Origin of the sequence: Hyphococcus sp., from assembly GCF_041986965.1 — a bacterium.
GTDB lineage: Bacteria > Pseudomonadota > Alphaproteobacteria > Caulobacterales > Parvularculaceae > Hyphococcus.
On record NZ_JBHIXB010000002.1, the window covers coordinates 705615 to 717721 of the forward strand.

15 protein-coding genes are annotated in these 12107 nt (G+C 60.2%); 10 read left to right on the top strand and 5 right to left on the bottom strand.

Annotated elements, in window-relative coordinates:
- Positions 1–7: 7 nt before the first annotated feature.
- Positions 8–706 (top strand): DUF1013 domain-containing protein, encoded by a 699-nt coding sequence (locus ACFC5L_RS12310; RefSeq protein WP_375202636.1) that lies wholly within the window; start codon positions 8–10, stop codon positions 704–706.
- On the opposite strand, the gene ACFC5L_RS12315 is transcribed toward ACFC5L_RS12310, so the two are convergent.
- Positions 703–1485, bottom strand: a complete 783-nt coding sequence (locus ACFC5L_RS12315; RefSeq protein WP_375202635.1) for an SDR family NAD(P)-dependent oxidoreductase — start codon at positions 1483–1485, stop codon at positions 703–705. The two genes, ACFC5L_RS12310 and ACFC5L_RS12315, sit on opposite strands and share 4 nt — an antisense overlap.
- A 113-nt stretch (positions 1486–1598) precedes the next feature.
- Positions 1599–1778, bottom strand: coding sequence for a YdcH family protein (locus ACFC5L_RS12320; protein ID WP_375202634.1), 180 nt, complete (start codon positions 1776–1778; stop codon positions 1599–1601).
- 154 nt (positions 1779–1932) lie between these two features.
- Here ACFC5L_RS12320 and ACFC5L_RS12325 point away from each other — a divergent pair, with 154 nt between their 5' ends.
- From ACFC5L_RS12325 to ACFC5L_RS12335, 3 genes are read left to right on the top strand one after another with little or no spacing between them, the layout of a single operon-like run.
- Positions 1933–2523, top strand: coding sequence for a UbiX family flavin prenyltransferase (locus tag ACFC5L_RS12325; protein ID WP_375202633.1), 591 nt, complete (start codon positions 1933–1935; stop codon positions 2521–2523).
- The gene (locus ACFC5L_RS12330; RefSeq protein WP_375202632.1) at positions 2520–3038 is read left to right on the top strand and encodes a TIGR02444 family protein; all 519 of its coding nucleotides are present in this window, start codon (positions 2520–2522) and stop codon (positions 3036–3038) included. Before ACFC5L_RS12325 ends, ACFC5L_RS12330 begins: the two co-directional genes overlap by 4 nt.
- A complete protein-coding gene (locus ACFC5L_RS12335) occupies positions 3038–3352 on the top strand; it encodes a YdcH family protein (protein ID WP_375202631.1) in 315 nt (104 codons plus the stop codon). Before ACFC5L_RS12330 ends, ACFC5L_RS12335 begins: the two co-directional genes overlap by 1 nt.
- On the opposite strand, the gene ACFC5L_RS12340 is transcribed toward ACFC5L_RS12335, so the two are convergent.
- Positions 3349–4074, bottom strand: coding sequence for a GGDEF domain-containing protein (locus ACFC5L_RS12340; RefSeq protein ID WP_375202630.1), 726 nt, complete (start codon positions 4072–4074; stop codon positions 3349–3351). The genes ACFC5L_RS12335 and ACFC5L_RS12340 overlap by 4 nt on opposite strands.
- Before the next feature lie 426 nt (positions 4075–4500).
- On the opposite strand from ACFC5L_RS12340, the gene purE reads away from it, so the two are divergent.
- The 3 genes from purE to ACFC5L_RS12355 all read left to right on the top strand — a co-directional run bounded on the left by purE (position 4501) and on the right by ACFC5L_RS12355 (position 6844).
- Positions 4501–4998, top strand: coding sequence for a 5-(carboxyamino)imidazole ribonucleotide mutase (purE, locus tag ACFC5L_RS12345; protein WP_375202629.1), 498 nt, complete (start codon positions 4501–4503; stop codon positions 4996–4998).
- A gap of 100 nt (positions 4999–5098) precedes the next feature.
- On the top strand, positions 5099–6220 hold the full coding sequence (locus tag ACFC5L_RS12350; RefSeq protein WP_375202628.1) for a 5-(carboxyamino)imidazole ribonucleotide synthase: 1122 nt from the start codon (positions 5099–5101) through the stop codon (positions 6218–6220).
- A gap of 165 nt (positions 6221–6385) precedes the next feature.
- On the top strand, positions 6386–6844 hold the full coding sequence (locus ACFC5L_RS12355; RefSeq protein WP_375202627.1) for a hypothetical protein: 459 nt from the start codon (positions 6386–6388) through the stop codon (positions 6842–6844).
- A gap of 66 nt (positions 6845–6910) precedes the next feature.
- Here ACFC5L_RS12355 and ACFC5L_RS12360 read toward each other — a convergent pair whose 3' ends face one another.
- Complete coding sequence (locus tag ACFC5L_RS12360; RefSeq protein ID WP_375202626.1) at positions 6911–9043, bottom strand: hypothetical protein; 2133 nt, start codon at positions 9041–9043, stop codon at positions 6911–6913.
- Between the two features lie 89 nt (positions 9044–9132).
- On the bottom strand, positions 9133–9957 hold the full coding sequence (locus ACFC5L_RS12365) for a COQ9 family protein (protein WP_375202625.1): 825 nt from the start codon (positions 9955–9957) through the stop codon (positions 9133–9135).
- Between the two features lie 147 nt (positions 9958–10104).
- Here ACFC5L_RS12365 and rpsU point away from each other — a divergent pair, with 147 nt between their 5' ends.
- The 3 genes from rpsU (at position 10105) to ACFC5L_RS12380 (ending at position 11967) form a co-directional block, all read left to right on the top strand.
- Positions 10105–10314 carry a 30S ribosomal protein S21 gene (gene rpsU, locus ACFC5L_RS12370; RefSeq protein WP_104830329.1) on the top strand — a complete coding sequence of 70 codons (210 nt, stop codon included), beginning with the start codon at positions 10105–10107 and terminating at the stop codon, positions 10312–10314.
- A gap of 83 nt (positions 10315–10397) precedes the next feature.
- A complete protein-coding gene (locus tag ACFC5L_RS12375; RefSeq protein ID WP_375202624.1) occupies positions 10398–10526 on the top strand; it encodes an entericidin A/B family lipoprotein in 129 nt (42 codons plus the stop codon).
- A gap of 364 nt (positions 10527–10890) precedes the next feature.
- Positions 10891–11967, top strand: a complete 1077-nt coding sequence (locus ACFC5L_RS12380) for a MipA/OmpV family protein (protein WP_375202623.1) — start codon at positions 10891–10893, stop codon at positions 11965–11967.
- The last annotated feature ends 140 nt before the right edge of the window (positions 11968–12107 follow it).

Genomic DNA, 12107 nt, shown 5'->3' on the forward strand with positions numbered 1-12107 from the left:
ACATGACATGGCCGACCGTCCGCTGATGCCGATTGCAACCGCCGTCTGGCTGATCGACAACACGTCCTTGAGCTTTGACCAGATCGCTGACTTCTGCGGCCTGCATTCGTTGCAGGTGAAAGGCATCGCCGACGGCGACGTGGCGGCAGGCGTGCGCGGCATTGACCCCATCACCAACCACCAGCTCACGCGCGAGGAAATCGACAAGGGCGAAGGGGACGACGCCTATCGCCTGAAACTGTCGCGGCCGAAAACCATTGTCGCTGAAAAGCCGCGCAAGGGCCCCCGCTACACTCCGGTGTCGAAGCGCCAGAACCGTCCTGACGCCATCGCCTGGATGGTGCGCAACCACCCGGAAGTTTCCGATGCGCAGATCGCGAAGCTTCTCGGCACGACGAAAACCACAATTACCTCCGTGCGCGACCGCTCGCACTGGAACACCGCCAATCTTGAGCCGCGGGACCCGGTCGGTCTGGGTTTGTGCACACAGATGGATCTTGACGCTGTCGTTCGCAAAGCCGCCGCAAAACGCGCCAAGCTCATGAAAGATCAGCCGCAGCCTGACGCCGGCCCGTCGCTTGAGCCGCTTGCAGAAACCACGCTCGCCGAAGACGAAGCCAACGAGGACAAGGAAAAGAAAGTCGATCTCGCCAATGTCTTCGCCGATTTCACCGGCGGCGGCGATGACGATAACGACGAAGACTAGGTCTTTTTCTTTTTCGACCCGCTTGCGTTCGCCGCAAGCTTGCCGCCGTCCACATAAACGGTCTGGCCGGTGACGTAGGACGCCGCTTCGCTGGCGAGGAAAAAGACGACTTCGGCGACCTCATCGGGGTCGCCGATGCGTTTCAGCGGCGTCGCCTCGCGCTCCCCTTCACGCTCCGCCTCTTCAAGATCGCCTTTGATCGCGCCGACGCCGACGAGATTGGCGCGCACCCCATGAGGCGACATGGCGATCGCGACGGCTTTGGTGAGCTGATGAAGGCCGCCCTGAGAGGTCGCGAAGGCCACATGGTCCGCGGCGGCCGTCACCGCCTCGACCGAACCGATATTGACAATCACTCCCGGCGCCTCGGGGTTGGCGTCTTCGCTGTCGAGGCGTTTCACGAACTGTTTCGCCACCGCCTGATTGATCAGAAAGGCGCCGCGAATATTCGCCGCGACAATGCGGTCGAAATCATCCTCTGTGGTCTTCAGAAATGGCGCGGAAAACTGCGCCATCACCGTATGGGCGAGCACGTCAATGCGCCCGTAATTGTCGATGGCTTCGGCGATGACATTATGGACATCCAGCCGCTTGGTCATGTCGGCGTGAACAAACGCCGCCTCGGCGCCGCCTTCGGTGAGTTGCTTGGCGAACTCCTTGCCCGCTTCTTCTTCGGGGTCGGCCAGCAAAAGCCTGTCGCCGTTCTGCGCAAAACGGCGCGCGCAGGCCGCGCCTACGCCGCGCGCCGCGCCAGTGATGATGACGGTTCTCTGGCCCATAAAAGCGGCTCCTTAAAACACTACGGCGCACATCCTGTGCGCCGCAGCTTATTGCAGAAATTCAGTTTCAAAAATGTGTTTCCAGCCGGCCATTGCCGCTGGCGGGAACTCCGTCAGTTCAATTTGTTCTGTGTTCGGAGTTCTTCAAGCTGGTCCTTGATTTTAAGTTTCTGGCGTTTCAGCTCGACCACGCGCATCTCGTCGTAACCCGGAGATTTCGTTTCGGCGGTAATAGCCGCCTCCAGCTCCTGGTGCCGCCTGTTGAGCGTTTCCATGTGAGCTTTTATCGCCATAATCGGCCTCCTTTGTTGGGAAATGACAAGGGCTATATAAGCATAAAAAGCCCGTCCCTGTCACGGTTTCTTGGATTAACGCCGGTTAGTCGAATTTGTTGGCGGTATGTTCACCAATACGCTATGAAATAACGGTCAAGATATTGAGTTCGCTATGAAAACGACCCGCAGACTGGTTATCGGCGTAACCGGCGCCTCCGGCGCGGTCTACGCCCGCCGGGCGCTTGAGGCGCTCCGGGAAACCGATGTGGAAACTCACCTGATTTTGAGCAAAGCGAGCGAAATGACGATTCGCTATGAGCTCGATCAATCGGCTGCGGATTTCGCAGCGCTTGCAGACTGCCGCTACGCGATCGGCGATGTCGGCGCGCCGGTTTCTTCCGGCTCTTTCAAAACCCTCGGCATGTTGATTGCTCCCTGCTCGGTAAAAACAATGTCGGAGATTGCAACCGGCGTTACAGGAACGCTGTTGTCGCGCGCCGCCGACGTTGTCCTGAAGGAACAACGCAAGCTCGTCCTGATGGTGCGCGAAACGCCGTTTCATCTCGGCCATCTTCGCACCATGACGCAACTTGCGGAAATGGGCGCCGTCATCGCGCCGCCCCTGCCCGCCTTCTATGCGGAACCGCAAAGCGTCGACGATCTTGTCGACCAGTCGGTCGGCCGCGCGCTCGACCTCTTCGGCATCGAAACGCCTCTGGTCAAACGCTGGGGCGAAGACCTCGAAAAAGGGAGGCGCGGATGAGCAAACCGAAAGGGCACCGGTTCTGGCGATGGTCTCTCAACACCTACGAACTGCCGGGAGTGAAAAACCGGCTGATCTATCTTCAGGACGATTTCGGATTTGACGTCAATCTCGCGCTTTGGTGCGTCTGGCGCGCCAGCGAAGGTGAAACCTTAAGCGAGGATGCGCTGCGCGCCGCTATCCGCGCCACAACGGAATGGGCGGATGGCGTCGTCGAGCCCTTGCGCGAGGCGCGCATCAACGCGCATGAAATCGGTCCCGCCGAGTTTTATACATTGCTCAAGGAAATAGAGCTGGCCGGCGAACGTCACGAACAGGATATTCTGTTCAAGCTCTCGCGCCCCGCGACGCCTGTTGAGCGTGAGCCCATGCTGGCGGCGGCGAGAGACAATATCGCGCTTTACGCGAGCCTGATGGACGCGCCGCGACGCGACGGCTTTTCCAGCGCATTGCTTCGCGACCTGATCGACCATATTTTTCCCGATGAAAACCAGCAGGCGGCGGGGCAGGCTTAATGACCGACGGCGAAGACGAAAACGGCGGACCGGAACGGTCGGCTCCGGCGGCGTCGCTGAATGCGGACCTCCTCTCCCGCAAACGGTTCGCGGCGAATGACAGGGACTTTGACGGCGCCAATGACGAAGCCCTGACGATCCGGCTCGCCATGGTCGAACAGGAGCACCGCGATCTCGACGCGGCGATCACTTCGCTTGAGATGAACTCGCCCTATGAGCGGCTCACCATTGCGCGGCTGAAAAAGAAAAAACTGGCGCTGAAAGACCTGATCCAGGAGATCAAGGACGCCATGCTGCCGGATATTATCGCCTAGCCGCTGTTCTTGCGCGCCTTGACCTCATACATCGCCGTATCCGCCCGCTCCATGGCTTCATCTGCCGACAAACCCTTCGCGATTTCAACAACGCCGCAGGAGACATGAGCGACAAAGCCGCCCTCTTTCCACGCCACCGCTTGCGCGGAAACGGCGCTGGTGAGATGCGCGGCTTTCACCTCCGCCGTCTGCTGATCGGCCTGGGTTAAAAGAACGCCAAATTCATCGCCGCCAAGGCGGCCGACCGCATCGGTCTGGCGCACATTCGCCGTCAACACTTCCGCCACATGCGCAAGCGCGGCGTCGCCGGCGCCATGCCCCATCTGGTCGTTGATTTTTTTGAGGTCGTTGAGATCCACAAAAACGAGGCTCGCCTTCATGCCGTAACGATCAATCATCGCGAGCGCCCGGTCGAGCTCCCGCACAAACGCCCGGCGGTTATAGATGTCGAGCATGGGATCGCTGTCGGCGAGACGCTCAAGCTCGTTGATGCGCTCCTGCGACCAGGTCAGTTGATCGCGCAGGCTCTGCACCTCCTGCATCAGCGACGTCAGCGCTTCGCGCACACGCGGCGTTAACTCGGCGTCCGGCACGCCCGCAAGCATGATCTTGTCCGACGGCGCCGCGGAATTGGCCGCCGCAGAAGCCGTCCCAACGCCCGCCGCCCGCTTGCGCTCAATCCGCCCCGCCCCCGGGGTTTTGGGCGCGTCGCCAATCTTCATCAGTCCCTCCCGCATCCGGCGCACACAATGTCAGCTATTGCGCCACTCGTCTCCCCGGGCTTTTGATTAACCTGATTTGACCCGTTCCCGCCAGTGAGCGCGATTCGTGCGGGGCGGCGCAAATTCCTACTCATTAGCCCTGCTATTCCGGGCCTTTAGGACAGCCTGTCGCTTCGGCGCGCGGACCGCTCGCTTCGCCGAATGGCCCTTGTGACAAAGGTCGCGCGCGCCCAGTTTGGGTCTTGCGGAAAGGTCGTGCGAAGTCCCCTTCGAACAACGCGACCAGCTCCCGCGTCCGGTGAGAGGAGGCGCTGGCTCTCGCGCCCCCGTCTATGTGGCTGGCGTCTCCTCCTTCCGGGCCTGTTTTCCTTGCACCCATGCCGACGCCTGCTATAAGCCCCGCTTTTCAGAGGCCGGAGATACTTCATGGCGAGCGCGAAGACAGACCCCAAAGTGGGCATCATCATGGGCTCGCGCTCGGACTGGCCGGTGATGGCCCGCGCCGCTGAAGTGCTGGACGCCCTCGCCGTCGCCTATGAGACCAAAATCGTCTCGGCCCACCGCACGCCCGACCGGCTCTATGACTACGCAAAAGGCGCGAAGACCCGCGGCCTCAAGGTCGTCATCGCCGGCGCCGGCGGCGCGGCGCATTTGCCGGGCATGACAGCGTCCATGACGCCGCTCCCGGTTATCGGCGTGCCGGTGCAGTCGAAAAGCTTGAAGGGCCTCGACAGCCTCCTCTCCATTGTCCAGATGCCGGCGGGCGTTCCCGTCGCCACCGTCGCTATCGGGGAAGCGGGCGCCGCGAATGCCGGCCTGCTCGCCGCGTCAATCCTGGCGACCCATGACGACCAGGTGGCGGAGCGTCTCGACAAATGGCGCGCGGCGCAAACGTCAAGCGTCGCCGAAACTGTGGAAGACTGACCCGGGAAATGATCGTCGAGTCAAATGGAACGATTGGGATACTCGGCGCCCGCGCGCGAACGCGCGCAAAATCAAAGATGCGCCGCCGCGAGATTGTCGCATGAGTAAGACAGACGCAAAAAACTTCGTCGTCGAGCCAAATGGAACGATCGGTGTTCTTGGCGGCGGCCAGCTTGGGCGGATGCTGGCGACAGCGGCGGCCGAGCTCGGTCTGAAAACAATCATCTACTGCCCTGAAGACAAGGCGCCCGCCTTCGACGTCGCATCCGATCATATTGTTGCGTCCTACACAGACGAAACCGCGCTGAAAAAACTCGCGGCCGCCGCGGACGCAATTACTTATGAATTCGAGAATGTGCCGGTCGAGGCGGTGAATTTTCTCACCGCCAATGGCGCCATTGTCCGGCCGGGCGCGAAAGCGCTGTCCATGGCGCAGGACCGGCTTTTTGAGAAAGAATTCGTCAACAAGATTGGCGCGGCGACCGCCGCCTTTCATCCGGTGGACGATCTTGCCGCTTTAAAAACCGGACTTGAAAAAGTCGGCCGTCCCGCAATTTTAAAAACCAGGCGCCTTGGCTATGACGGCAAGGGCCAGACGCGCATCACCGCGGATGACGCCGATCTTTCCACCGCCTTTGAAAAAGCCATCGAGTTCGCCTGGGCCGAAGTCGGCGCGGCGCCCTCCATCCTTGAAGGCTTCGTTCCTTTCACCTGCGAGATTTCCATTATTGGCGCCCGCGGCGCCGATGGCGATGTTAAACTTTACGACCCGGCGGAGAATGTTCACAAGAGCGGGATTCTTGCGACCTCGTCCGTTCCCGCAAAGGTCAGCGATGAAACCGCAGACAAAGCGCGCGCCGTCGCCCGCAAAATGCTCGATGAACTTGATTATGTGGGCGTGATCGGCGTCGAGTTTTTCGTGCTCGAAAGCGGCGATGTCATCGTCAATGAATATGCGCCGCGCGTTCATAATTCCGGCCACTGGACGCAGAACGCCTGCGCGGTCTCGCAATTCGAACAGCACATCCGCGCCGTTGCGGGCTGGCCGCTCGGCGATCCTGCGCGTCATTCAAATGCGGTGATGGAAAATCTTATCGGCGACGACGTGCATCAATGGCGCACCCTCGCCGCAGAGCCGCAAACTTGCGTCCATCTTTACGGCAAACGCGATGCGCGCGCAGGCCGCAAGATGGGTCATGTCACCCGGCTCAAAACCCGGTAACGCAATCCCTCCTCAACCAAACGTGAAGGAACTGTGCGCGGCGTCACAGCACGCCGCCATAGAATGACCATACTTGCGGCAGACCCTTTCAACATCGGGGCGAATGTTAGGCAAAGGACAGACTGAAACACGTAATCTCAGGTCCAGTAGAAAGGTAGCACCGTCATGGCCGCAGCATCGAAAGCCGTTTCATTGCCGTTTTATCCGGCGCCCTCGCCATCGCGTTACAGCGCGCCGCATTCGCATTACACATTCGCCGCCTTGCGAAAATTCATACAGGGCATTGGTTCGGCGCTTCTTGTCTTTAACGGCGCCGGCGCGATCACGAGCCCCGCCACCGCGGCGACGGCGCCGGTGATGGCCGACTTCTCTTCTGTCGAAGGCATCCTCGCGACCTTGATGCAGGGGGAATATGCGGGCCTCGCCCAGATCGGCGCCGCCGTCTTTATCTTTCTCGCCGCCGGACAATGCATCGCCCGCTTTGCAGGCCTCGCCGCCGCCGGTCTCGCGATCTTTCTTTATCATCAAGGCGTCACGGTCGAGGATGTCCTCACTTTTGCGGGACATTTCACAGAGCGCCTCGGCGCCGCCAGCGACGCCTTTTTAACGGCGGATGTGAGCTAACGAAAACGGTCGTATTCTCGACCAAGGACGTCAGCCGTCAAAAACGGCTGACGCCTTTTGTTGCTTCTAGCGCACCAGATTCGGATATTCGACCGTCGCGCCTTCAAACTCCGGCATATAAAACGGCAGCGGCGCATAGATGCCGGTGGGCGCATCCTTTGGGCCGAACACATCGAACCATGACGGCAAGCCGCCTGGCGCGAAGAAGAAATATTCGCCGATGATGCGGGGCTCGCCTACCTCGCATCGCGGTCTTTGAAGGTTGATGTTGCAATTGTCCTCAACCCTCACCGTTTCACCGTCATTGTCGCGGATCGTGACTTCCTGACGGTAATCGAGATCGCCGCTCGCCTCTTCCCAGAACGCATTTGCCGTCGCCGAAGGCTGATAGGCGCCCATGGTGACCGGCCCCTCATCTTCATCGAGCCCGCTATTATAGGCTTCGGCATATTTCATCTGCTGGAACCAGCCTTCCACCAGCCGCTTCATGACGGGATTGGAGCGCTCCGGATAACCAAGCCGGAAACTGTCGGCTTCCTGCAGCGTCAGGCACGCCTGATAGCCGCCATACCATTCATAGCGCCAGGTCCGTTCGACCGGATTGGTTCCGCTATCGGCGACATACTCACAAGTAAACTCGACCGATGTGCCGCCGAAATCCACCAGGAAACCGCCATTTGTCTGGATCCGCACACTCGCCCGGTTGTCGACCCGCGCGCGCGTACAGTCCGCCTCGCGGCCCGTCAGATAGGGTTCAATTTTGGTGTCGCGGATTTTATCCGCCCAGACCTGAAGCCGGCGCTCGCGGAACCGCCATTCCCCGGTAATATCGGGAAAGCCGTCCGCCGCCCGCAGGCCGCCGGTGCAGCAAGGCGGCTCCGGCAGACGTTCAACCTTCACCTTGCCGAATCTGACGCCGCCAACTTCGTTGGCGTCAGTCGCAACAGCCGCAATCACCAGATGCGGCGTGTCTTCATCTTCCGGATCATCCAGCACTTCGAACTCATAGGCGCCGCCGCCCGGGCACTCGCAATTGTCGCCCACGCAGAACGTAAATGTCTTTTCTTCAAGGTAGCTGCGCACAGTTGACGAACCGCCAGCGGCGCCGATTGACCGGCCCTCCGCATTCTCAAACGTCACGCGATAATAATTATTTGGCTGCACCCGCAGTTCGATAAGTTCCGGCTGAAGCGAGGGAAGATCGAACTCATGTTCGTCGTCATCTTCCTCGGCGAAATCATATTTCAGTGTTTCATAGGCGGGCGCCGCCTTCATGCCGAAATAATCGTAATCCCAGTCATCGCCTTCGCCGGAGAAAGGCTCCCGCGCCTGCCAGAGACCCGCCGCCCATGTTTCTTCCAGATGCTCTTTGTCCGACGCCGGCACGAGCGTTCTGTAGATTTGCGAAACGCTCGCCTCGCTTCCCGCCATGAGCGCGAAGACGCGCTGCAACCGCAGCAGCAACTCATTGATGTTTGTCTGCTCGGCAAGATGGTTGAAAAATCCCGTGGCGTCATAGTCGCGCGATTGAAGCGACTTTTTATTATGAACATAGTCCGACAACATGCGCCGCCCCACCTCCGGCACAGCGCCGCCACCGCCGCCTGAAAGGCCATGCACGCCGAAATAGTCGCCGACAAACTGCGCGGCGCCTTCATAGATCCATTGCTCATGCGGCTGCCAATAGGATTTATGGCGTTGCTGAAAACAATGAAACGCCTCATGGGCGATATGCGAAAGGCGTTCATTCTGTGCACTGAGCGCCCAGAAATCATCTGCAAACCGGATCACGCATTGCCGACTCGACATGTAACGATCCGGGATGACTTCTTCGTAGTATAATGACGGACCGCTTCTCACCAGCACCATGGTGACGGTGGCGTCGCGCGGATCGCCCGCAAGCCGCGTCTGGTTTCCGGGGCCCGGCGGGCTGTCGAAACCGGGTTGATAAAGCGTCACCCAGGCTGGCGGCACATAGCCGGGATCGCCCGCGCTGAGATCGCTCATGGCGTTGATGCGGCCGACAACCTGCCGCAACATATCCAGAACGCTGCGCTGCTCCGCCGTCAAACCGGTTTCCGGATGCGGAGACACAACCGTTTGCGCCTGCGCGAGCCCAAACAGCGCATATCCTGCTGCAATTGTGATGATAAAAGCTCGCCGCACGAGCCAATGTATTGAAAACCTTGCCGCCGACATCAGCCCGTCTCCCTCGTCTGATCGCGTCTCTGGATGACATCCAGTTGAGCACAATCATCGCCGAATGGGAATATAAGGCCGCGCGGGAGCTACGCCTTGCCCGGGGTCCATCCCGGCGGATCGCTGGCGGGAAAGGACTCGTCAAGCGCTTCGTCGACTTCCGCTTCGTCCCATGTGTCGTCGTCCTTTGCGGCGGGCGGCGCCGGATACCGCAACCGCGCCAGCCATTCGATGGGCTTTGCCGGATCGATATTCAGTTCGCGGATTTTTCCCTTGAACTTTTCGATCTGCATGACGTTTTCGATGCGCGCCGCAAGGAACGCTTTTGTCGACGCCTCGTCTTCGCTATCGTCGCCAAGCCAGTGCGTCAGGGTCGAAAGCCAGACGCCGGTGAGGATGCCGCGCTTTGAATAGAAATTGAAATCCGTCGATTTGTCGTCGAGGCCGCGCCAGATGGCGTCCGCGGTTTTCCAGGCGAGCTCGGCGCCGAGGGTTCCGTAAATCGGCAGGGCCAGCGCCGCCGCCGCCCGCCGCGCCGCCTCCTTGTGCGGTCTGATCGCCGCAAGCCGCGCCTCGACCGCGAACGCGACCTTTTCGCGGATCTTCAGCCCTTCAAAGTCCGGCCCGGCCATCGCCGCGCTCATGGTCTTATCCGCCTCCATGGACCAGGCCCGAAGCACATCGGCGACGCCGCGGGGGAACGCCGCCACCGCAACGGACCGGTCCAGTCCCGATTCCCGGGCCGCGCCCTCAAGCGCCGAGGCGGTCCAGCCCTCAAACGCCGCGCGTGAGAGCATCGCCTTCAGGATGGCCCGGCCTTCCGTCTCAAACCCGCCGGAATATCCTTGATTTTCAACCACTTCGTCACCATCTATGGACTGCGCGAAAGGGGCGTCCTTTTTTGGGCCGCGCATTAAGGCTCGTGTAGACAATATAGGGCCCTTTTGGTATAGGCCCCAACGCCCCACCCCCTGCAGGAAACAGGCGGGCCGGGACTGGTTAGCAGGATTTGCGTCGCGGCCGCTCCGTGGCGCTTTTATTTTCAAAGGAGGCTCAAGGCCTTGGTTCAAATTTTTGTCCGCGACAACAATGTCGAGCAGGCCCTGAAGGCGCTGAAGAAAAAGATGCAGCGCGAGGGCACGTTCCGGGAAATGAAACGCCGGAAGTTCTACGAAAAACCGTCGGAAAAGAAGGCCCGCCAGAAAGCGGAAGCCGTTCGCCGCGCCCGCAAGCTCGTTCGCAAGCGGTTGCAGCGCGAAGGCGCCCTTTAGGGCTTCTCCTGCCTGCGCGCTTTTCTTCCGGCGCGCGGCGGGGCATAGTGCGGCCGCTGAAACACAATTTCCATCAGGGGTTTATGATGCGCTTCCTTACGCTTCTTCTGGCCTTTGGCCTGTTCCTTACTTCCTGCGAAACCATCAAGGGCGCCGGCCGCGACATCACGAATGCGGGTGAAGCGATCGACGACGCCGTGGACAAAGACTAGGCAGAGCCTCCTGATAACGGGGTCACAAAGCCGGCGGCTGAAAAGCCCCGGCTTTTTTATTTGCCGGGATTGCTGCGCCCGGCCGAACTTTTCCCCAGCAGGGCTGTAAGTGAGGCGAATCGGCCATCGTCACCGAAAAATATGCCTCCTGCCCCATTCTTGCCGGGTTCAGCCCGCAGCTTTGGCTGGCCTTGCGGGTTTGGGCCGCTAAAATGGGGGCGATCATGGCGGCGAGTCGGCTTGGCGCCGGCTGGCGCCGTGATGAGGTGATACGCCCGGTAAGGGACAGGGTTTAACGGGCGGCAAGCGGGTTGGGGATCACATGCGAAAACATGGACGCGGGGACCGGAATATGAGTTTGAGTATGCGCCGCCCAGGACGCGCGATAGCGCTTGCCGCTTTTCTGGCGGGAAGCCTCACCGCCGGCCCGGCGCTGGCGCAGCGTCAGATTGACGATCCCAATCTGAGCCCGATGCTGTTCGGTCCGACCAAAAAAGAAGAGCGCGACAAAATCAGACGGGACCAGCGCGAGCAGGAAGAAGCCGCCATCCTCACCGCCGAGCAGGATCGCGACGCCAACAAACTTGACGATCCGAAAGTCCGCCCGCTGATCTTTGGCGACACCCTGGAAAACGATGACCCCGTCGCGGGCCGCGTCACCCTGGGCGAGGAAGACGACAATCGCGGTTTCTTCGGCGCCCTGAACTTTCTCATCCCCGAAGAGACGAACCTCTCGCTTGGCGTCGGGCCGATTTACAAGCCGGACTATTTCGGCTCGGACGATTATGAGTTCAACGCAGACCCGCAAGTCTATGTGAAGTTCCGCAACTTCGTCTTCCTTGACGATGACGGCGCCGATTTCGGCATTATCGGATTTTCCCGCTTCCGGGCTGGTCCTTCGATTAAAATTCGCGGCCGCCGCGATCAGGATGACAACCCCGCCCTCGCCGGTCTTGGCGACGTCGGAACAACATTTGAAATGGGCGGCTTCATCGCCACCAACTTTCTTGACCGCTTCGCGTTCAAGGCGAAAGCCCGTCACGCCATCAAAACCGGTCACCACGGGACGGTTGTCGACGGATATCTGACGGCCCTCCTGTTCCGCGCGGGGCCGGTCTCCCTCGCCGCCGGCGGACAGGCGACCTGGATCGACGACAATTTCGCCGACGCCTATTTTTCCATCACGCCGGAGCAATCGGCGAACACCGGCGGACGGGTCGGCGTTTATGATGTCGATTCCGGCTTCCGCGATGTCGGCGGCAGCGTCAACGCCTATATCAATATCGGCGATCGCTGGTCCCTGAACCCCTACGCCACGTATCAATATGTATTCCGCGATTACGCCCGCTCACCGATCATCGCCGATTATGGCGACCGCAACCAGTTTACGGTGGGCTTTCACATTATGCGGGAATTCACCTTCGGCGGCACCGGTCAGTAAGACTGCCACAATATAAATATTGTCATCCCGGAAAACGCCACAGGCGTTTATCCGGGATCTTTTGTCAATGGACGGAGATCCCGTGTCTGCGGCGCATCACTTCGTGACGCGACCGCGCACGGGATGACCAGAATAGTATC